This is a genomic window from Streptomyces sp. NPDC001156, from assembly GCF_053598275.1.
The window spans coordinates 70,422-91,221 of sequence record NZ_JBSFJX010000006.1; the positions used below are offsets into that span (position 1 = coordinate 70,422).

Sequence of the window (20,800 nt, forward strand, 5' to 3'; positions counted from 1 at the left end):
TCTCGGGAACCGGATAGATCGTTCCAGCATGCGGACGTCACCGGCACGTTGCACGGGTTTCACGTGCGGCGAAGAAAGGGAGGCGTTTGCGGACAGATCAGTGTCCGAAGACCCAGGGTACGGCAGGCTTCATCGCCCACTGTGCAGTGCGGTGCAGGCGTCGTTGCCCGCGGCGCTTACGGCTCATGCCCGCTGGTTAAGCAGTCGAAACCGCCGAGTAACAGAGGGACGGCTACTTATGCGGTCCCTCGCATAAGTCGCCCCGCGCGTCATCCTATGGCGGTACCGAACAGGCTGCCCAGGAGGTAGGTCACACCTGCGGCCGCGCCTCCGAGGGCGAGCTGCCGCAGACCGCTGTACCACCAGCTGCGTGCGGTCACCTTGGCCACGACCGCGCCGCACCCGAAGAGACCGGCGAGGGCGAGCAGCACGGCTGGCCACAGGGCGTGGGCGCCGAGCAGATACGGCAGCAGGGGCAGAAGGGCGCCGAGCGCGAACGAGCCGAAGCTGGAGACGGCGGCCACCGTCGGGGAGGGCAGGTCGCCCGGGTCGATGCCGAGTTCCTCGCGCGCGTGGATCTCCAGGGCCTGCTCGGGGTCCCGGGAGAGCTGCCTCGCGACCTCGCGGGCGAGCGCGGGGTCGACGCCACGCGCCTCGTACAACGCCGCCAGCTCCTCCTGCTCGTCCTCCGGATGCTTTCTCAACTCACGGCGCTCGACGTCGAGTTCGGCCTCGACCAGCTCACGCTGGGAGGCGACCGACGTGTACTCGCCCGCGGCCATGGAGAAGGCACCGGCGGCCAGGCCCACGAGCCCGGTGATGATGATGGTCTGCTGACTGACGGAGCCACCCGCGACACCGGTCATCAGGGCCAGGTTGGAGACCAGGCCGTCCATCGCACCGAAGACGGCCGGGCGCAGCCAGCCACCGTTCACATCGCGGTGGGTGTGGTTGTCGCGATGCGCCTCGTGCAGCGCCGCCTCGGTCTCGATGATGGCCATGCCCAGGTCCCCCAAAAGATGCTGGATTGGACTGCTTCCACTTTTCGACAACAACGAAAGTACGTCGGAAATTGCCTCGCCGCCAGCAAGGAAAGGCTGGGCTAACCTGCACTTTTACCTTCCCTTGCTCATACGAGTAAGGACTTGCACAGATGTCGGTCGGGTGATGCTGGGGCCCGTGAGGCTCTGCGGAACCGCTCCCGTGGCACAGATCCGCAAAGGGGTTCCACACCCCGGAACAGGGGGGTGCCCGAAAGGAGAGGCACCGTATGGCCATCGCCTGCATTCCCCCGGCCCCGGCGCCCGGCGACGCCGCCGGACTGCGCGAACGGGCGCGCGGCGCACTGCTCGGCCTCGCCGTGGGGGACGCGCTGGGGGCTCCCGCCGAGAACCTCAGGCCGTCCGAGATCCGCAACCGCTGGGGCCGCATCACCGGGTATGTGGCCGAGCGGCCCTCCGGCACGGACGACACCGAGTACGCGATCTTCTCGGGGCTGCTGCTCGCCCGGCACGGCTCGGCGCTGACCGTGGCGCATGTGGAGGCGGCCTGGCACCAGTGGATCGCGGACCGGGACGAGGGGCCGTTCCGCGGTGCGGGGTTCAGTGAGCGGGGCACGCTGGAGAACCTCCGCCGGGGCCTTGCCGCGCCCATCACGGCGCAGCACCGGCACGCCTGGAGCGACGGTCTCGCCATGCGCGCGGCGCCCTTCGGCGTATTCGCCGCGGGCCGTCCCGCGGAGGCGGCCCGGCTGGTGGCGATCGACGGCTCGGTGAGCCATGAAGGAGAGGGCATCTACGGCGGTCAAGCGGTCGCCGCCGGGGTCGCGGCGGCGATGGCGGGCGCGCCCACGGTCGCCGTGGTGGCCTCGGCCCTCGCGGTCGTCCCCGACGACTCGTGGACGGCCCGCTCCCTGCGCCGCGCGGTCGCCGCCGCCCACCGGGGCGCCCGAGCGGTGCGCTCCGCGGTCGTGATCGGCGGCTACCCCTGGACCGACCTCGCCCCGGAGGCGGTGGCCCTGGCCTTCGGCGCGTACGCGGCGGCCGACGGCGACTTCACGGAGTCGGTGCTCACGGCGGTCAACATGGGCCGTGACGCCGACACCACGGCGGCGGTCGCGGGCGCCCTCGCGGGCGCGACCCACGGGATCTCCGCGATCCCGGCCGAATGGGCGGCGGCGATCGGCCCGGCCCGAGGGAGCTGTCTGCCCTCCATGGAGGGCCACCACGTCCTGGACGTGGCGGAACTGCTGACGCCCGGGGACGGGAAGTGGGGGGCCGCCATCGCGGGGCTGTGGGGCAGGGGGACAGGCGTACGACCCGGCGTCCGGGTACGCCGCGAGGGCCACGCCCGGCGCGAGGGCGGCCCCGCGCGGCGCGGGGACACGGTGCGGGGCGGCCATGGGACGCGGGCCGGCGATGCGGTGCGGGACCGCGGTCCGGCGGGGCCGGGGCATCCTGCGCGGCGAACCGGCCGCACACGACGGGCCGACCCCGCGCGCCGCGGCGGCCCCACGCCACCGGCGGGCACCGCGGAACCCGACGAACACACAGAACTCGTTGGTACAGAAGAATGCGAGGAACCCGTCGGCACCAAAGAGCCCGGAAAACCCGTCAGCCTCGTGGAACCCGAGGACCCCGCAGAACCCGTCGGCACCAAAGAGCCCGAAAAGCCCGTCGGTCTCACGGAACCCGGGCATCCCTCGGAATCCGTCCGCGGCCTCACCGAACCCGGCGATCCCACGGAACCCGGCGATCCCGCCCCGTCGGCCGACCCCGCGAGTCACGGCCGCCCCGCACGCCACGGCGGCCCCCTGCCCCCTCGCGGCCCCGCGGCGCGCGTCCCGCGAAGGCAGCCCGGTCCCACGGTCCGCGAGGTAGCGGCGTACGTGGAGGTCCCGGACGAGGGCGAGGTGAAGCCGTGAGCGGCTCCGCGGCCCCGCGTCGTATCGAAGGCCTCCTGCTCGGGCTCGCCGCGGGCGACGCCGCCGGATGGCCCGCCGCCCGGCACCGGGCCGCCCGTATGCCCGAGTGGACCCGGCGGCTGACCCGGGAGCTGGACACCTTCGCGGAGCAGAACGCGACCACCACGCTGCCGGTGCCGATCGCCCTCAACCAGCCGCCGGAACCGCTCAGGCTCGGGCCCTCGGACGACGCCGAGTGGGCGGCGTTCGCGGCCCATGTCGTGCTGCGGGCCGGGGACGGCAGCGCGCTCGGCGACCTGGACCGGCAGCGCAGGATGCGCGCGGCCATCGATCTGTCCTGGAACGAGATCGCCGGCGAGGTCTCCGCCGCGGCCGACCGGGCCCCCGAGGTCGAGTCGGCACGGCTGACACTGCGCGCCCGTATCTCCGTACGCGCGGGTCTCGGCAACCTCGCCACCGGTCTGCGCCCGCCCGCCACCGGCCACGACAATCCGCACTACTTCGACGACGCGGCCTGCGTCCGGGCCTGCGTTCTCGCCGTGGCGCACCCGGGAGAGCCCCGGCTCGCCGCCGAACTGGCCGAGTTCGACGCCCGCTACACCCAGGACGGCGACGGGGTGCACGGTGCCCGCGCCATGGCCGCGGCACTCTCGCTCGCCCTCAGCGGTGAACCCGTGGACGCGTGCGTGGCCGCCGCGCTCGCCGAGCTTCCCGAGTCCACCGAGATCGGGCGCAACGCCCGGCACGCCCTGAAGCTGGCCCGTGACAGCGACGGGGCCTTCCCGGTGGTCCCGCAGCTGGAGCACCAGATCGTCGACCACGTCTACAGCTACGGCATCGCGGCCGCGGAGACGGTCCCGGTCGCACTCGCCCTGGCCACGGCCGCGCGCGGCCGGATCGCCGAGGCCGTGCCGGCCGCGGCCTGCCTGTCGAGGGTCGCCGACTCCGCCCCGGCCCTCGCGGGCGCGCTCACCGGGGCGCTCGGCGGCGGGCAGACGGTGCCGCCCGCCTGGCGGGACGCCTGCCGCACCCTCTCCGGCTGCGCGCTGCCCCGGCTCACCGGAACCGACCTCGTACACCTCGCCGAACTGCTGGAGACGACAGAACTGACCAGCCCAGGTGGATAATTCGGACATGACGCCCATTTCTGACGAGACGGTCCCTCTGGACGAACGCATCACCGGCGCCCTGGTCGGCGCCGCCGTCGGCGACGCCCTCGGCGGGCCCGTCGAGGGCTACTCCCCCGAGCAGATCACCGAACGGCATGGCGGCCGTGTGCACGGGATCGTCGGGCCCTGGCACGGCGACGACTGGCGCACGGCCCGCCCCGTCGCCCCGTACCACAAGGGCGACGGCCACATCACCGACGACACACTCATGACCCATGCGCTGGTACGGGTGTACGCGGCCGTCCGCGACCACCTCGACGCGTACGCGGTCGCCCGGCACCTGGTGCCCGACCTGATGACGAATCCGCGCTGGATCCCGGAGCTGGAGTCGGAGGCGATCCCCCTCCAGCGGATCTTCCTCGCGGAGAAGTGGCTGGTGGCCCGGCTGCACTACGGCCATGCCGACCCCCGCGAGGCAGGCGTCGGCAACATCGTCAACTGCGGTGCCGCGATGTACATGGCGCCGGTCGGCCTGGTCAACGCGGCCAATCCGGCGGGCGCGTACGCCGAGGCACTGGACGTGGCGGGGGCGCACCAGTCGTCGTACGGCAGGGAGGCCGCCGGTGTTTTCGCGGCGGCCGTGGCCGCGGCCTGCGAGCCGGGCGCGACCCCCGACTCGGTCGTCGCCGCATGCCTGTCCCTCGCGAAGGACGGGACACGCGCCGCCATCGAGACGGTCTGCGACGCGGCCTCCCGCTACTCGGACTTCGAATCGGCACTGCGGCCGCTGCGGGAGGCGGTGGCACCGTACGACACGGTCGGCCCCGACTACCGCGCGCCGTCCCTCGGTGCCCGCCGCCCCTCGCGGCTGCACACGATCGAGGAACTCCCGGTGGCGCTGGGCATGATGGTCGTGGCCCGCGGCGACTACCGCCACGCGGTGCTCGGCGCGGTGAACTACGGCCGGGACTGCGACTCCACCGCGACGATGGCGGGGGCGATCACGGGCGCCCTGGGCTCGGAGGTCCCCGAGTACTGGGCGAAGGCGGTGGCGGAGGCGAGCCGTCTGGACCTGCACGCCCCGGCACTGACCCTCACCGAGGTCACCCGCGAGATCTTCGCCCGCGACGTGAGCCGCCGCCGGGCCCACGAGGCGGCGTTCACCGGGATCGGAGGCTGAGGTGCTCCGACTCACCTGGGTCCAGCCGGAGGACCTCCTCGGACATGAACTGCGCCAGGCGGAGGAGGACGGCCGGGAACCGTCGGCCGTCGCGGCGCGGTGGGCGGCGGCACACGGCCCACTGGCCCCGCGGCGGGCAGGCGCGTCACCGGAACCGGCGTCGCCGTACCTGCGGCTGCTCGCCAACGACCTGCTGGACGAACTCGCGGATCTGCCGAGCGGGCTGGCGGAGCACGAGCCGACGGACCTGGCACGGATCAAGGCGCTGTGCCCGGCGTGGCCCCGCCCCCGGACCGCGGACGCGCGTGCCGCCGGACCGGCTTCGGAGGCTCGCCTGGAAGCCGCCTGGCTGGGCCGGGCCGCCGGCTGCCTCCTCGGCAAACCCGTGGAGAAACTGCCCCTGGACGGTATCCGTCAACTGGCCCGAGCCACCGGCAACTGGCCCCTGTCCACATGGTTCACGGCTCACGGAGTCCCCGAGGACCTGCTCGCCGCACACCCCTGGAACCGCCGCTCCGCCACCACCTCCCTCGCCGAGAACATCGACGGGATGCCCGAGGACGACGACCTCAACTACCCCCTGCTCAACCTGCTGTTGCTCGCTCGCCACGGCAGGGCCTTCACCACCGCCGACGTGGCCCGGCTCTGGCTCGACGAGATCCCCGCCGGCCGGACCTTCACCGCCGAACGCGTCGCCTACCGCAACCTCCTCTCCGGCATCGAACCCCCGTACACGGCCCGCCACCGCAACCCGTTCCGCGAGTGGATCGGCGCCCTCATCCGCGCCGACGTGCACGGCTGGACGAACCCCGGCGATCCGGCGGCCGCAGCCGAACAGGCCCATCGGGACGCCACCCTCACGCACACCGCGAACGGCGTCTACGCCGCCATGTTCACCGCGGCCACCATCGCCGAGGCGGCCACCGGCGCCCACGACGTGCACCACTGCCTGACCACCGGTCTCACCGTCGTCCCGCCCGCCTCGCGTCTGGCCCGGGCCGTCCGCCACGCGATCCGCCTGGCCGGCTCGACCCGGGACTTCGAGGCCGTCGTCGACGAACTCCACGCCGTCCACGGCACGTACCACTGGGTGCACGCCGTCCCCAACACCGCCCTGATCGTCGCCGCGCTCACCCACGCCGACGGCGACTTCACCGGCTCCGTCTGCGGGGCCGTGTCCGGGGGCTGGGACACCGACTCGAACGGTGCGACGGCGGGCAGCGTCGCGGGCCTGCTCGCCGGACACCCGAGGCGGCTCCCCGGCCGCTGGACGACCCCCCTCAAGAACCGGCTGGCCACATCCGTCGGCGACTTCAACGGCATCGGTTTCGACGCCCTGGCCCACCTCACGCACCGGGAAACCCACCGCTCATGACCGCACCCCTCACCGGCCTGCGCGTGCTCGATCTCGCCACGCTCTTCGCCGGTCCCCTCGCCGCCACCCTGCTCGGCGACTTCGGCGCCGAGGTCATCAAGGTCGAGCACCCGGCCAAACCGGACCCCTCCCGCGGCCACGGCCCGTCGAAGAACGGGACGGGTCTGTGGTGGAAGCTGCTCGGCCGCAACAAGCGCACGATGACACTCGACCTCTCCAAGCCCGGCGGCCGCACGACGCTGCTGCGGCTCGCCGGCACCGCCGACGTGATCGTCGAGAACTTCCGCCCCGGCACCCTGGAGAAATGGGACCTGGGCTGGGACGAGCTGTCGGCGGCGAACCCCCGACTGGTCCTGGCCCGGGTGACCGCCTTCGGCCAGTTCGGACCGTACGCGCGCCGCCCCGGCTTCGGCACGCTCGCGGAGGCGATGAGCGGGTTCGCGGCCATCACCGGGGAGCCGGACGGGCCTCCGACGCTCCCGCCGTTCGGGCTCGCCGACTCGATCGCGGGGCTGGCGACCGCGTACGCGGTGATGACGGCCCTCGCGGCCCGGGACCGCACGGGCACGGGCCAGGTGGTCGACATGGCGATCATCGAGCCGATCCTCACGGTCCTCGGGCCGCAGCCCATCTGGTACGACCAGCTCGGTCACGTCCAGCGGCGCACCGGCAACCGGTCCCAGAACAACGCCCCGCGCAACACCTACCGCACGGCGGACGGCGGCTGGGTCGCCGTCTCCACCTCCGCGCAGTCCGTCGCCGAGCGGGTGATGCGCCTGGTCGGCCGCCCGGAGCTGGTCGAGGAGCCGTGGTTCGCGACGGGCGCGGAGCGGGCCCGGCACGCGGACGTGCTCGACGAGGCGGTCGGCGAGTGGATCGCCCGCCGTCCGCGTGCGGAGGTCCTGAAGGCGTTCGAGGCGGCGGAGGCTGCGGTCGCACCGGTGCAGGACGTCCAGGACGTGATGACCGACCCCCAGTACGCGGCACTGGACACGATCACCACGATCCCCGACGACCCGGAACTGGGCCGGCTGCGGATGCAGAACGTCCTCTTCCGGCTGTCCGCGACGCCTGGCGCGATTCGCTGGGCGGGCCGTCCGCACGGCGCGGACACCAGGGCGGTCCTGACCGAACTGGGCCTTTCGGACCAGGAGATCGCCGCCCTGCAGACGGAGGGCGCCCTATGACGGGAAACCTGGCCTTCCCCCCTCTGACCTGGCTCTACGCTCCCGGCGACCGTCCGGAGGTGGTCGGCAAGGCGCTGGTGTCCGGGGCGGACGTGGTGCTGATCGACCTGGAGGACGCGGTCGCCCCGGACCGCAAGGGATACGCGCGTGCGGCGACCGCGGAACGGCTGGTCGAGCGCCCGCCGGTGCCGGTCCATGTACGGGTGAACGCGCTGGACAGTCCCTGGGCGGAGGCGGACCTCGCGGCGCTGACAACGTTGCCCGGCCTGGCCGGTCTGCGCCTGCCCAAGGTCACCTCGCCGTCGGAAGTCGTCCGGGTGGCGGAGGGCGCCGCCCCCGCGGAGGGCGGGGCGATCGCTCTCTACGCCCTCCTGGAGACGGCTCTGGGTGTGGAGCGGGCGTTCGCGATCGCGGCGGCCCATCCGGCCGTGCGGGGCATCGCGCTGGGTGAGGCCGATCTCCGGGCGGATCTCGGGGTATGGGAGGACGCGGGACTGGACTGGTCACGGGCGCGCGTGGTGGTGGCCGCACGCGCGGCGGCACTGCCTCCGCCGTCCCAGTCGGTCTATCCGGACACACGGGACCTCGAGGGCCTGGCGGCGTCCTGCGCCCACGGCCGCGCGCTGGGCTTCCTGGGTCGCGCGGCGATCCACCCGCGCCAGCTTCCGGTCATCGAACGCGCCTACGCACCCACCGCGGGGGAGATCTCCCGTGCCGAGGAGATCCTGAAGGCGGCGGCCAGGGAGCCGGGGGCCCAGGCGCTCCCGGACGGCCGCTTCATCGACACGGCGGTGGTCCGAGAGGCGCAGCGGACGCTGTCGCTGGCCCGCCGAAGACGCTGAGGACCCGGAGCGTCCTGAACACGCCGGGGGCGCCGTATCGTGCGATACGGCGCCCCCGGCGATGTACGGACGCGCTCAGGCCTACTTCGCCGACCCCGCTTCGTCCTTCGACGGCTTCGACGCCTCGGAAGCCTCGGTCGTCCCGGAGTCGTCGGCCTGCTCGGAAACCCCGGCGGTCCCGGAGTCCTCGGCGGCCGCAGACTTGTCGGCCGCCTCCGGGTCCTCGGTGGTCCGTGCCGCCTCCGTCTCCGTGGCGGCGGGCTCTGCGTCCTCCGGCTCGGACCCGGCCTTCTTCTCCGGCTCCCCTTCGGCGGAGTCCTCGTCGCTCGCGGGGGCACCGCCGTCGGTGGTCACGCCCGCCTCCACGACTTCCTCCCGGCCGGGCCGCAGCCGCGCCGACACCACGATGTAGGCCACGGCGAGCAGGAACACGAGCATCGCGGTCCAGTCGTTCAGCCGCAGGCCGAGGAAGTGGTGCGCGTCGTCGACCCGCATGTACTCGATCCAGCCGCGGCCCACGCAGTAGGCGGCCACGTACAGTGCGAACGCCCGCCCGTGGCCCAGCTTGAAGCGGCGGTCGGCCCAGATCACCAGGAGTCCGACCCCGATGCACCACAGCGACTCGTACAGGAACGTCGGGTGGTAGTAGCCCGGCACCCGGCCGTCCGTCGACGAGGTGATGTGCAGCGCCCAGGGCAGATCCGTCGGCCGTCCGTACAGCTCCTGGTTGAACCAGTTGCCCCAGCGGCCGATCGCCTGCGCGAAGGCGATGCCGGGCGCGACGGCGTCCGCGTAGGCGGGCAGCGGGATGCCCCGGCGCCGGCAGCCGATCCAGGCGCCGAGCGCCCCGAGCGCGATGGCTCCCCAGATGCCGAGTCCGCCCTGCCAGACCTTGAACGCGTCCACCCAGTTACGGCCGTCGCTGAAGTACAGCTCGTAGTCCGTGATCACGTGGTAGAGCCGGCCGCCCACGAGTCCGAAGGGCACAGCCCAGACCGCGATGTCGGCCACCGTGCCGGACCGGCCGCCACGGGCGATCCAGCGCCTGTTGCCGAGCCACACGGCTACGAAGACTCCGATGATGATGCAGAAGGCGTAGCCGCGCAGCGGAATGGGGCCGAGGTGCAGCACTCCGCGCGAGGGGCTGGGAATGTAGGCAAGTTCCATGGCAGGAACGACGCTACCTTGCCGGACACGCAGCGTGGCAACCCACCGGGCTACGGGTCCATAACGTAGCCCGCCCCCGGGCGCCATGGCACCGGGGGCGGTCACTGGACCACAGGCGCCTCAGGACTTGTTCTCTGCTTCCACCAACTGCTTCAGCTTGGCCGGTGTCATCGTCCGGTCCGCGTAGATGTCCTTCCCGCCGAGGAGGACGGTCGGCGTACCGCTGAAGCCGCCGCTCTGGAATGCGGCGTTCGACTTGGCCACCCAGCTGTCGTGCGTACCGTCCTTGGCGCACTTCTCGAACGCGGGGGTCCTCAGCCCCGGGACCTTGTCCGCCAGCTCGAGGAGCTTGCCGTTGTCCGCGTATGTGTCCTGCGTCTCCTTGGGCTGGTTCTGGTACAGCACGTCGTGGTAGTCCCAGAACTTCCCGGCGTCCTGCGCACAGGCCGCCGCGTTGGCCGCGCGGAGCGAGCCGCTGCCGCCCAGATTCCCGTCGATGAGGGTGACGAGGTGGTATTCGATCTTCAGGCGGCCGGCGTCGACCAACTCGTGGATGGTCGGGCGATAGGCGGTCTCGAAGGCCTGGCAGGCCGGGCAGCGGAAGTCCTCCCAGACCGTGAGGGTCGACTTGGCGGTGTCCTGGCCGACCGGGATCGCCAGGCCGTCCTTGCCCGTCGCCCCCGAGGGTGCGGTGGCGGGGCCCGAGGCGCCGCTCTTGCCGCTCTTGCCGGCGTTCGCCGCGAGGACGCCCACCACTGTCGCCAGGGCCAGGACACAGACGATCGAGGCGCCCACGATCAGCGTCCGGCGGCGCTTCTCCGCAGTCCTGCGCTTCTCTCGCTCGACCACCAGCCGCTCACGGGCTGTGCGCTTTCCATCACGGTTCTTCTCGCTCACATGTGGCAGAACGAACCGGGGAGGCGCAGCGCGCCTCCCCGGTCCCAGGTCCACCCGTTCGGGTGAGCGATTTTTTTCGTCATGGGGGACTTTCGCCCACATGAGTAATACCGCGAGGTGTCAGGCGTTGCCGCGCACGCCCTCGGCCAGCTCGCCCGCCAGGGTCCGCACGGCCTCGAGGGCGGCGGCCTCGTCCTCCGCGTCCAGCATGCGCTTGACGAACGCCGAACCGACGATCACTCCGTCGGCGAAGCCGGCCACCTCAGCGGCCTGCACGGCGTTGGAGACGCCGAGGCCGACGCAGACGGGCAGATCGGTGGTGGCCCGGGTGCGGCGGACCAGATCCTGGGCCTGCGCGCCGACCGTCTCACGGGTGCCGGTGACTCCCATCAGCGAGGCCGCGTAGACGAAGCCGGAGCCCGCCGCCGTGATCTCGGCGAGCCTCGCGTCCTTGCTGCTGGGCGCCACGACGAAGACCGTGGCGAGCCCGTGCTTCTCAGCGTGTTCCCGCCACAGGGCCGACTCCTGCACGGGCAGGTCGGGCAGGATGCAGCCCGCCCCGCCCGCCTCGGCCAGTTCGGCGGTGAAGCGTTCCACGCCGTAGCGGTCGATCGGGTTCCAGTACGTCATCACGAGCACCGGCTTCCCGGTCGCCTCGTACGCCTCGCGGACCGTGCGCATCACGTCGGCGATCTTGACGCCGCCGCGCAGGGCGATGTCGTCGGCGGTCTGGATGACCGGACCGTCGAGGACCGGGTCGCTGTGCGGCAGTCCCACCTCGACAACGTCGGCGCCGCCGTCCAGGACCGCCTTGACGGCCGCGATGCCGCCGTCGACGGTCGGGAAGCCGGCCGGCAGATAGGCGATGAGCGCGGAGCGCCCCTCGGCCCTGGCCGCGGCGAGGGTGTCGGACAGCAGTCGGATGTTCCCGCTCACTTGGCGTCCCCCTCGATCTCGGCGGCGTCGCTGTCGGTGTCCGCGGCGACGGCCGCGTCGGTGTCGTACAGGCCGAAGTAGCGGGCGGCCGTGTCCATGTCCTTGTCGCCGCGCCCGGACAGATTGACGACGATCAGCCCGTCCCTGCCCAGCTCCCTGCCCACTTCCAGGGCACCGGCGAGCGCATGGGCGCTCTCGATGGCCGGGATGATGCCCTCGGTCCGGGACAGCAGGCGCAGGGCCTGCATGGCCGCGTCGTCGGTGACGGCCCGGTACTCGCCGCGGCCGCTGTCCTTCAGGTACGCGTGCTCGGGTCCGATGCCCGGGTAGTCGAGGCCCGCGGAGATCGAGTACGGCTCGGTGATCTGGCCTTCGTCGTCCTGAAGGACGTAGGAGCGGGAGCCGTGCAGGATTCCGGGCTCGCCCGCGGTGAGCGTGGCCGCGTGCTCGCCGCTCTCGATGCCGTGGCCGGCGGGCTCGCAGCCGATGAGGCGGACGGAGGTGTCCGGGATGAAGGCGTGGAACAGCCCGATCGCGTTGGAGCCGCCGCCCACACAGGCGATGGCAGCGTCGGGCAGTCGCCCGGCACGCTCGAGGAGCTGCCGCCGCGCCTCCACACCGATCACACGGTGGAAGTCCCGCACCATGGCCGGGAAGGGGTGGGGGCCCGCCACGGTCCCGAACAGGTAGTGCGTGTGGTCCACGTTGGCGACCCAGTCGCGGAACGCCTCGTTGATGGCGTCCTTGAGGGTGCGCGAGCCGGACTTCACGGCGATGACCTCGGCGCCGAGCATCCGCATGCGGGCGACGTTGAGGGCCTGCCGCTGGGTGTCGATCTCGCCCATGTAGACGGTGCAGTCGAGCCCGAAGAGCGCACAGGCGGTGGCGGTGGCGACACCGTGCTGGCCGGCGCCGGTCTCCGCGATGACCCTCGTCTTGCCCATCCGCTTGGTGAGCAGGGCCTGACCGAGAACGTTGTTGATCTTGTGGGAGCCGGTGTGGTTGAGGTCCTCGCGCTTGAGGAACACCCGGGCTCCACCGGCGTGTTCGGCGAACCGCGGCACCTCGGTGAGGGCGCTGGGCCGGCCGGTGTAGTCGACGAGCAGGGCGTCGAGCTCGCGGGCGAACTCGGGGTCCGCCTTCGCCTTGTCGTACTCGACGGCGACCTCGTCCACGGCGGCGACGAGGGCCTCCGGGATGAACTTGCCGCCGAAGGCGCCGAAGTACCCCTCGGCGCTGGGGACCTGACCTTCGGGGTCGGGAATGAAGAACTCGCTGGGCATGCGCTTACCTCACAGGGGCAGAGCCCCGGTCGAGTGAGTTTCCGGGTGACGTCGGAAGCGTGCGCGCGCTGTCCATGGAGCCGTCTCCCCACGGCGCGAAACCGCCGTGGGCACATGGCCGCACCGCGAGGGCGACCGAGAACGGCAAAGTGGGTGTCGGACTCACCGCGGCCGCAGTGGGCGGACGACGGCAAGGCACCCCGGCCGACGGGCGAGGCCCGTTCAGCTCATCGCGGGTGACCGGCGCGCACGGGGCGACGCCATCGCATCCCGTTCACCTGACCCGGCTCGTCACCGATGACATACCGCACCCGTCGCCCGTGCACCCGCCGCGCGGGGGCCCGGCAGCCACGCGGCCGGCACCCACGGGCGAGACGGGCATACGGGTCCCTGGTCGCCACGGTCATCGGAAGCATCATCGACGCCAACCCTACCGGGGCACGGCCGCCCGCGTGACCGCCGGGTCCCGGCAGCCACTGGACCGATCCCGGCGTCACGTCAGTCCCGTCCGTGCCGCAGCGCCGGGTGGGCGCCCGCCGCCACCAGGTCGGCGACCGCCGTCTTCGGGTCGCGTCCGGTCACCAGGGACTCGCCGACGAGCACCGCGTCGGCACCCTCGTTGGCATACGCGATCAGGTCGTGCGGACCGCGGACCCCGGACTCGGCGACCTTGACAATGGTCTCGGGGATCTCGGGGGCCACCCGCTCGAACGTGGAGCGGTCGACCTCCAGGGTCTTGAGGTTGCGCGCGTTGACGCCGATCACCTTCGCGCCGGCGTCCACCGCACGGTCGACCTCGTCCTCGTCGTGCACCTCGACGAGCGCCGTGAGCCCGATGGACTCGGCGCGCTCGATCAGGGACTCGAGGGCGGGCTGGTCCAGGGCGGCGACGATCAGCAGCGCGAGGTCGGCGCCGTACGCCCGGGCCTCCCAGAGCTGGTACGAGGTGACGATGAAGTCCTTGCGCAGCACCGGAATGTCCACCCGGGCCCGCACGGCCTCCAGATCGGCCAGCGAGCCGCCGAAACGGCGCTGCTCGGTCAGGACGGAGATGACGGACGCACCGCCCGCCTCGTAGTCCGCGGCGAGCCCCGCCGGGTCGGCGATCGCGGCGAGGGCGCCCTTGGACGGGCTGGAGCGCTTGACCTCGCAGATCACCTTGACGCCTTCGCCCCGCAGGGCGGCGAGGCCGTCCTTGGCCGCGGGAGCCTTGGCCGCGCGCTCCTTGAGCTCGTCGAGGCTGACGCGTGCCTGCCGCTCCGCGAGGTCGGCACGGACTCCGTCGATGATCTCGTCGAGCACACTCACGCGAGCGGCCCCCTTCCTGACGGTTGATGTTTCAAGAGGCTCACTGGGGGTTGAGCCTTGGTCCACCGGACCGCCTCGGCGGGCGAAAACCGATGGTCACTGTGATGGTATCCGGAGGAAGGCGTAGGCCTCGCATCCGGTTGACGGCGGTCCCACTACCTGGACATTCGCCGGCTGATCAAGGGTGCAGCCAGCCTCCGAACGGCAAGTTCCGGACAACCGTGAAGACCAGCAGCAGGGCGCCCAGGCTCCACAGGTGCACGGGCCGCAGTTCGATGCGCAGCGGCCGTCCCCGCGCCGCGCGCACCGCCCAGAGGACCCAGACCACGGCGAAGAGGAGATAGCCGGCGACGGCCGGGGCGTTGTCCTGAAGTGCCGTCAGAAAGTCACCGTGGACGAAGGCGTGAGCACTGCGCAGTCCGCCGCAGCCGGGGCAGTACACGCCGGTGTAGCGCAGCAGCGGGCAGACCGGATAGTGCCCGGGCTGGTTCGGATCGACCGCCCCGACGTACGCGAAGGCCCCGAGGACGCCCGCGAGCACTCCGGCGGGAACGGCGGTCCGTCGCAATACGGCGGCGGCTCCGGTGTCCGGACGGGCGGGTGTCACGCTGGGGGATTCGGCGTTCACCCCACGCATTGTGCCGGTCCTCCGGTGGAGGCGCCCATCGGGCCCGGAAATGCGGGAGGCGGCCTCCGCGCTCATGGACGCGGTGCCGCCTCTCGTGAGCGGTCCGGGAGCTCAGCTCTCCGTGGCGCGCGCGGGCTGGTGCGCCGACTGGGCCTGGTGCTTCGGCTGGCCGAGGCCCATCTGGCGCATGAGGCCGCCGACGATGCCGCCGAGAGCGATGATCACCATGCCCGCCCAGAAGCCGATGGGCTGGGCCATCACGGTGAAGGCGCCCGCGACGCAGAAACCGACGAAGGCGATGATGACACCGGTCCAGGCGGCCGGGGTGTGACCGTGACTGCTGCCCGCCATGACTTGCTCCTCGTTTGCTGTATGTACATGTGTGAGCCGGACGCTCGGCGCCATTCTCCCGTACCCGCACGTATGAGGTGCGCTCGGGGTGGGGCCCGCACCGGGCACTCGGCATCCGGCACGCTTCTCCCCCGCCGGCCGGGGGGGCGGGCCGGCGGTCAGGCGCCTGTCGGGTCCTCGCCCCGGTCGAGGGCCTTCCACAGGTCCTCGGGGCGGTCCGGGTCGACGGGCCTCTCCTTGCGCGGACGAGGGGTGCCGTCGCGCTCGTAGCGGCCCGACATCGCGGGCCAGAGCCGCCCGTAGCGCAGCGCGAGCAGTCCGGCGACGAGGATCAGCGCGCCGCCGGCAACGGCCACGTAGGGCCAGGCGGTGTACGTGAGCCCGGTGGCGGTCGCGGCGGTGTCGCCGGCCGCCTGCGCGGCCTTCTCGTCGAGCGCCGAACTGTCCGTGGCGCCGAGCAGCGCCGCGGCGACGGTGCCCGCTCCGGAGAGCGCGAGGAGCCCGGCGACGAGCAGGCGCCCGCCCTTGCGAACCGCGAAGACGGCGACGAGTGCGGCGAGGCCCACTATGGCGAGGGCCGCGGGGACGCCGGTGACGTCGCTGCCCGTGACCTTCAGCGGGAAGTCGCCGCCGGCCACCGCCACGGTCCCCGCCGACCAGCGCTGGCGGGAGGCGAGCAGCGCCACGGCCGCGCCGAGCGCCCCGCACAGCAGGGCCAGAGCGAGGCTGCGGCGGCCGGACCGGTCGGGTGCGGCGGCCTCGTATCGAGGATGAGGTACGGCTGTCACACAACTACTATCACCCGAGCCGCCGGCCGGCCGTCACCCGGGTCGCGTCAAACCATGATCACGCAACTGTCGCGCCATGGCATTCCCGCGAACGTCACATGGAATTCCCAGGAACGGCGAAGGCGCCCCGCCCGGCTGCTCACTGCGGAAGGGCACGGCGGCCTTCACCGGCCGAACGTCACAGTGACACCAGCCTGTTGGCCGTGTGCACCGCGCGAAGCACGGCGGCCGCCTTGTTGCGGCACTCATCGTCCTCCGCGGCCGGGTCGGAGTCGGCGACGATGCCGGCTCCGGCCTGCACGTACGCCGTGCCGTCCCGCAGCAGTGCCGTACGGATGGCGATGGCGGTGTCGGAGTCGCCCGCGAAGTCCAGGTAGCCGACGCACCCGCCGTACAGGCCGCGCCGGGACGGCTCCAGTTCGTCGATGATCTGCATCGCGCGCGGCTTGGGCGCGCCGGAGAGCGTGCCCGCCGGGAAGCAGGCCGTCAGCACGTCGAAGGCGGTGCGGTCCGCGGAGACCCGGCCGGTCACGGTCGAGACGATGTGCATCACGTGCGAGTACCGCTCGATGGACATGAAGTCGAGGACCTCCACCGAGCCGGGCTCGCAGACCCGCCCGAGGTCGTTGCGGCCCAGATCCACGAGCATGAGGTGCTCGGCGCGTTCCTTGGGGTCGGCCAGCAGTTCCTCGGCGAGGGCCTGGTCCTCCTGCGGGGTGGCGCCGCGGGGCCGGGTGCCCGCGATGGGGTGGACCATGGCCCGGCCGTCCTCGACCTTGACGAGTGCTTCCGGGCTGGAGCCCACGACGTCGAATCCGTCGAAGCGGAACAGGTACATGTACGGGGACGGATTGGTGGCCCGCAGCACCCGGTACACATCCAGCGCGCTCGCCGTGCACGGCGTCTCGAAGCGCTGCGACGGGACGACCTGGAAGGCCTCGCCCGCGCGGATGCGCTCCTTGACGTCCTCGACGGCCTCCTGAAAGTCCTTGCCGCCCCACAGGGCCGTGTACTCGGGCAGTTCCGACGGCGGAAGGACCGCGGGCGGCTGGGCGACCGCACGGGAGAGGTCGGCCTCCATCGCGTCGAGGCGTGCCACCGCGTCCGCGTAAGCCTCGTCGACGCCCGTCTCGAGGTCGTTGTGGTTGATCGCGTTGGCGATCAGCAGGACCGAGCCCTCCCAGTGGTCCATGACCGCGAGGTCGCTGGTGAGGAGCATGGTCAGCTCCGGAAGCCGGAGGTCGTCCCGCTCCCCGGGGCCGATCTTCTCCAGGCGGCGCACGATGTCGTAGCCCAGATAGCCGACCATGCCGCCGGTGAAGGGCGGCAGGCCCAGGTCCTCGGCGAGGTCGCGGGGCGTGTGCAGGGTCTCGACGGTGGCGCGCAGGGCGGCGAGCGGATCGCCCTGGGCGGGGACGCCGACCGGCGGAGTGCCGAGCCAGTGGGCCTGGCCGTCGCGCTCGGTCAGCGTCGCCGCCGAGCGCACGCCCACGAAGGAGTAGCGGGACCAGGAGCGGCCGTTCTCGGCGGACTCCAGCAGGAAGGTGCCCGGGCGCTCCGCGGCGAGTTTGCGGTAGAGGGCGACCGGGGTGTCGCCGTCGGCGAGGAGCTTGCGCGTGACCGGGATGACGCGGCGGTCGGTGGCCAGCTTGCGGAACGTCTCGAGGTCCATGGCGGCCGACCCTACTGATCCGCGGACGGCACGCGGCGGGCGGCGTCCGCGAGCAGCACGTCGGCCTCGAAGCAGGTGCGGTCGCCGGTGTGGCAGGCGGCGCCCACCTGGTCGACCTTGACCAGCAGGGTGTCGGCGTCGCAGTCCAGGGCGACCGACTTGACGTGCTGGACGTGGCCGGACGTGTCGCCCTTGACCCAGTACTCCTGCCTGCTGCGCGACCAGTACGTGCAGCGCCCCGTGGTCAGGGTGCGGTGCAGCGCCTCGTCGTCCATCCAGCCGAGCATCAGCACCTCCCCCGTGTCGTACTGCTGGGCGATCGCGGGGAGCAGCCCGTCGGCGCTGCGCTTGAGGCGCGCGGAGATGGCGGGGTCCAGGCCGCTGGGCCTGTTGGGGTCAGACGTGCCGGTCATGCGGACCATTGTGCCGCGCCGCACCGGCGGGCCGGGCCACCGTCCGGTGGGCGGACCCTTCCCCGGGTCGTACGCTGACTGCATGTCGACCCATGCCAAGCGTGAACGACTTCTCCTCGCCGACCTGTTGGAGGCGACGGGCCCGGACGCCCCGACCCTCTGCGAAGGCTGGGACGCCCGTGACCTCGCCGCGCACGTCGTGGTGCGCGAGCGCCGCCCGGACGCCGCCGGGGGCATCCTGATCAAGCAACTCGCGCCGCGCCTGGAGAAGGTGATGGAGGAGTTCGCATCGAAGCCGTACGAGGAGCTGATCCAGCTCATCCGTACCGGGCCGCCGCGCTTCTCGCCCTTCTCGCTGAAGCAGATCGACGAGATGTCGAACACGGTCGAGTTCTACGTCCACACCGAGGACGTCCGCAGGGCGCAGCCCGACTGGACGCCGCGCGAGCTGGACCCGGTCTTCCAGGACGCGCTGTGGTCGCGGCTGGAGCGGACGGCCCGGCTGACCGGCCGGGGCGCGCCCACGGGTCTTGTACTGCGCCGCCCCGACGGGCAGACGGCTGTCGCGCACCGGGGCACGCCGGTCGTGACGGTCACCGGGGAGCCCTCGGAGCTGCTGATGTTCGCCATGGGACGGCAGCGGGTGGCGGACGTGGAGCTGGAGGGCGACAAGGACGCGATCGCCCAGGTGCAGGAAGCGAAGGAGCTGGGGATCTGAGAGCTGCTCCAGGCGCGCGCCGGGAGCGCGCGCCTGGAACACGCTCCCGGTCGCCGCGTTCGGCACCGTTGACGGCGGGCCGGGCGGTCAGCGAGGGAGTTCGGCGCGGCGCACGGGGCCCGAGCAGAGCGCCAGGATGCCGCTCACGGCGCAGATGACGGCACAGCCCGCGAAGACGGGACCGGTCCCCCATCGCTCCACGGCGACGCCGACCAGCGGGAAGGTGAGCGGTGCGACACCGAAGCTGACGAGGGTGGAGACGGCGGTCACCCGGCCGGCGTAGGCGGGGCCGGCCGCGGCCTGCACCAGCGCTCCGCTCAGTGCCCCGCCCAGCCCGGACAGCATCCCGATCAGCAGAGCGACACCGGCCGCGGCGGCCACGGCCGGCACCTGGGCGAGTGCGCCGATGGCCACCGCACCCGCGACTTCGGCCACCGCCAGGACCAGTCCCGCGCGGGGCAGCCGTCCGCGGAAGGTGAGCAGCAGTGACACGGCCCCCGCTCCGATACCGAACCCGGCGAGCACCCAGCCCATGCCGGACGAGCCCCAGCCGCGCTGCTGCGCCAGCAGGGTCAGCCCGAGGTTCATCGGACCCACGAAGCCGAGGTCGCTGAGGGCGATGACCGGGACCAGCGCGCGCAGGACGGGACTCCGGCGTACCTGCCGCAGGCCGTCGTGCAACTCGGCCAGGACGCCGTGCCGCTCCTCGATACCGTCGGGCCGGAGCGCCCCGATACGGAGGGTGGCCAGCAGCGGCAGGGAAGCGGCGATCAGCAGTGCGGCGAGTCCGAAGGCGCCCGCGGTGCCACCGAGCGCGACACCGAGTCCGCCGAGCGGCCCGCCGAGGACGGTGGCGAGCCGCACGGCGAGGCCCCGCATGCCCTGGACCCGGGCGAGCTGAGCCGGCGCGGCGATCCGGGCGGGCAGGGCGCCCGCGGCGGGCAGGAAGACCGCGTCGACGACGCCGAAGAGGACCGCCACCGCGCCCAGCGTCCACAGTCCGGGGCTGGTCGCGAGGAGCAGCGCCGCGGCGGCGATGACGAGGGCGCAGCGCACCGCGCTGCTGCCGACGACCACCCGGCGCGGTCCGTACCGGTCGGCCACCACTCCCCCGCCGAGCATCAGCAGCGCCCGCGGCATGGCACTGGCGGCCGTCACGAGCCCCGCCTCGGCGGGCGTCCCGGCCCGTACGGCGGCCCAGGACAGGGCGATGTAGTAGACGCTGTCGCCCATCGCGGCCGAGGTGTACGCGCCCAGCCAGCGCAGCACGTTCGGATCGCGGTGGGCGGGCCGGTCCACGGCGGAGGCCGGGCGTACGGCGGTGACGGTCATCGACGGGTCCCCCAGGGCGCGGGTCGTGGCACGGGCGCGGAGCAAGGGCGGATCAGATGCGGAACGGGAAGACGTTCGCGTGCAGGGCGACGGTCTCGCGGCCCTCGGTGTCCCCGGCCGCGTCGGCGGCCCGGCCGCGCTCCTCGTACCGGCGCAGGAGAGCCTGGAGTTCCTTGACCAGGGCGAGCAGTTCGCCGGGGGTCAGCCGGAGCACGGACTCCGTGGACTCGGCGGCGCGGTTCCACTCGGGGCCCCAGTACTCCCGCTCGTCCAGGTACCGCCGGTACATCTCGGCGCGCTGCTCGAAGAACAGCCGGCTCGCCGCCGTGTGCGCGGCCGCCTTCTCGGGGGCGTCGCGGAAGTCCTCGTGCCGGATGCTCACACCGTCGGAGGCGGGCTCCCACCAGCGCTCCCGGCTGTCGGTGCTGCGCGGTTCGGCCTCCTCGATGAGCCCGTAGTCGGCGAGCTTGCGCAGGTGGTAGCTGACCAGTGAGACCGCCTCGTCGACCTGCTCGGCCAACTGCGAGGCTGTCGCCGCGCGCGCGATGATCAGCCCTCGGTACAGCTTCATCCGCAGCGGATGAGCCAGTGCCTTGAGGGTGCCCAGGTCGGTGATGCGGCGGTCTCTCTCCTTGTCGCCCATGCCGCCAGGCTAGATACGAAAGAAAAATTGCGCAACGGATTTTGCGCA

20 protein-coding genes and 1 pseudogene are annotated in these 20,800 nt (G+C 72.6%); 7 read left to right on the forward strand and 14 right to left on the reverse strand.

Features of this window, described 5'->3' with window-relative positions:
• Positions 1 to 269: 269 nt before the first annotated feature.
• A complete protein-coding gene (locus ACWDA7_RS05285) occupies positions 270 to 1,001 on the reverse strand; it encodes a VIT1/CCC1 transporter family protein (protein ID WP_450602844.1) in 732 nt (243 codons plus the stop codon).
• Positions 1,002 to 1,270: 269 nt separating this feature from the next.
• Here ACWDA7_RS05285 and ACWDA7_RS05290 point away from each other — a divergent pair.
• From ACWDA7_RS05290 to ACWDA7_RS05315, 6 genes and pseudogenes are all read left to right on the forward strand, one after another.
• A pseudogene (locus ACWDA7_RS05290) lies at positions 1,271 to 2,278 on the forward strand (ADP-ribosylglycohydrolase family protein); the annotation flags it as partial.
• Between the two features lie 641 nt (positions 2,279 to 2,919).
• The gene (locus ACWDA7_RS05295; RefSeq protein WP_450602845.1) at positions 2,920 to 4,050 is read left to right on the forward strand and encodes an ADP-ribosylglycohydrolase family protein; all 1,131 of its coding nucleotides are present in this window, start codon (positions 2,920 to 2,922) and stop codon (positions 4,048 to 4,050) included.
• A gap of 7 nt (positions 4,051 to 4,057) precedes the next feature.
• Positions 4,058 to 5,212, forward strand: a complete 1,155-nt coding sequence (locus tag ACWDA7_RS05300) for an ADP-ribosylglycohydrolase family protein (RefSeq protein WP_450602846.1) — start codon at positions 4,058 to 4,060, stop codon at positions 5,210 to 5,212.
• 1 nt (position 5,213) lies between these two features.
• Positions 5,214 to 6,587, forward strand: coding sequence for an ADP-ribosylglycohydrolase family protein (locus ACWDA7_RS05305; protein WP_450602847.1), 1,374 nt, complete (start codon positions 5,214 to 5,216; stop codon positions 6,585 to 6,587).
• Positions 6,584 to 7,774: a CoA transferase gene (locus ACWDA7_RS05310; RefSeq protein ID WP_432926581.1), complete on the forward strand. Its 1,191-nt coding sequence runs from the start codon at positions 6,584 to 6,586 to the stop codon at positions 7,772 to 7,774. The genes ACWDA7_RS05305 and ACWDA7_RS05310 overlap by 4 nt, the downstream gene beginning before the upstream one ends.
• Positions 7,771 to 8,616, forward strand: a complete 846-nt coding sequence (locus ACWDA7_RS05315) for an HpcH/HpaI aldolase/citrate lyase family protein (protein WP_450602848.1) — start codon at positions 7,771 to 7,773, stop codon at positions 8,614 to 8,616. Before ACWDA7_RS05310 ends, ACWDA7_RS05315 begins: the two co-directional genes overlap by 4 nt.
• A gap of 81 nt (positions 8,617 to 8,697) precedes the next feature.
• Here the strand turns inward: ACWDA7_RS05315 and lgt are convergent, their stop codons facing one another.
• The 11 genes from lgt to hisI form a co-directional block, all read right to left on the reverse strand.
• Positions 8,698 to 9,783: a prolipoprotein diacylglyceryl transferase gene (gene lgt / locus ACWDA7_RS05320; RefSeq protein ID WP_450602849.1), complete on the reverse strand. Its 1,086-nt coding sequence runs from the start codon at positions 9,781 to 9,783 to the stop codon at positions 8,698 to 8,700.
• 120 nt (positions 9,784 to 9,903) lie between these two features.
• A complete protein-coding gene (locus ACWDA7_RS05325) occupies positions 9,904 to 10,680 on the reverse strand; it encodes a DsbA family protein (protein WP_450602850.1) in 777 nt (258 codons plus the stop codon).
• A 120-nt stretch (positions 10,681 to 10,800) separates the two neighbouring features.
• A complete protein-coding gene (gene trpA, locus ACWDA7_RS05330; RefSeq protein ID WP_432926588.1) occupies positions 10,801 to 11,616 on the reverse strand; it encodes a tryptophan synthase subunit alpha in 816 nt (271 codons plus the stop codon).
• Positions 11,613 to 12,899 (reverse strand): tryptophan synthase subunit beta, encoded by a 1,287-nt coding sequence (gene trpB / locus ACWDA7_RS05335; protein WP_450602851.1) that lies wholly within the window; start codon positions 12,897 to 12,899, stop codon positions 11,613 to 11,615. Before trpB ends, trpA begins: the two co-directional genes overlap by 4 nt.
• 227 nt (positions 12,900 to 13,126) lie before the next feature.
• Positions 13,127 to 13,318, reverse strand: a complete 192-nt coding sequence (gene trpM / locus ACWDA7_RS05340; protein WP_359389319.1) for a tryptophan biosynthesis modulator TrpM — start codon at positions 13,316 to 13,318, stop codon at positions 13,127 to 13,129.
• Positions 13,319 to 13,397: 79 nt separating this feature from the next.
• The gene (gene trpC / locus ACWDA7_RS05345; protein ID WP_432926592.1) at positions 13,398 to 14,207 is read right to left on the reverse strand and encodes an indole-3-glycerol phosphate synthase TrpC; all 810 of its coding nucleotides are present in this window, start codon (positions 14,205 to 14,207) and stop codon (positions 13,398 to 13,400) included.
• Between the two features lie 178 nt (positions 14,208 to 14,385).
• Entirely contained in the window at positions 14,386 to 14,844 is a 459-nt protein-coding gene (locus tag ACWDA7_RS05350) for a DUF2752 domain-containing protein (protein ID WP_450602852.1), read from the reverse strand.
• Positions 14,845 to 14,946: 102 nt separating this feature from the next.
• Positions 14,947 to 15,186, reverse strand: a complete 240-nt coding sequence (locus ACWDA7_RS05355; protein ID WP_359389311.1) for an HGxxPAAW family protein — start codon at positions 15,184 to 15,186, stop codon at positions 14,947 to 14,949.
• Positions 15,187 to 15,344: 158 nt separating this feature from the next.
• The gene (locus ACWDA7_RS05360) at positions 15,345 to 15,974 is read right to left on the reverse strand and encodes a TIGR02234 family membrane protein (protein WP_433132491.1); all 630 of its coding nucleotides are present in this window, start codon (positions 15,972 to 15,974) and stop codon (positions 15,345 to 15,347) included.
• 178 nt (positions 15,975 to 16,152) lie between these two features.
• Positions 16,153 to 17,646, reverse strand: coding sequence for an anthranilate synthase component I (locus ACWDA7_RS05365; protein WP_450602853.1), 1,494 nt, complete (start codon positions 17,644 to 17,646; stop codon positions 16,153 to 16,155).
• 11 nt (positions 17,647 to 17,657) lie between these two features.
• On the reverse strand, positions 17,658 to 18,059 hold the full coding sequence (gene hisI / locus ACWDA7_RS05370) for a phosphoribosyl-AMP cyclohydrolase (protein ID WP_450602854.1): 402 nt from the start codon (positions 18,057 to 18,059) through the stop codon (positions 17,658 to 17,660).
• 82 nt (positions 18,060 to 18,141) lie between these two features.
• Between hisI and ACWDA7_RS05375 the strand changes: the two genes are divergently transcribed.
• Entirely contained in the window at positions 18,142 to 18,777 is a 636-nt protein-coding gene (locus ACWDA7_RS05375) for a TIGR03085 family metal-binding protein (protein ID WP_450602855.1), read from the forward strand.
• Positions 18,778 to 18,864: 87 nt separating this feature from the next.
• Here the strand turns inward: ACWDA7_RS05375 and ACWDA7_RS05380 are convergent, their stop codons facing one another.
• Together ACWDA7_RS05380 and ACWDA7_RS05385 are read right to left on the reverse strand one after the other, a co-directional pair.
• Positions 18,865 to 20,109 (reverse strand): MFS transporter, encoded by a 1,245-nt coding sequence (locus tag ACWDA7_RS05380; RefSeq protein WP_450602922.1) that lies wholly within the window; start codon positions 20,107 to 20,109, stop codon positions 18,865 to 18,867.
• A 52-nt stretch (positions 20,110 to 20,161) separates the two neighbouring features.
• On the reverse strand, positions 20,162 to 20,752 hold the full coding sequence (locus ACWDA7_RS05385) for a helix-turn-helix domain-containing protein (protein ID WP_450602856.1): 591 nt from the start codon (positions 20,750 to 20,752) through the stop codon (positions 20,162 to 20,164).
• Between the last annotated feature and the right edge of the window lie 48 nt (positions 20,753 to 20,800).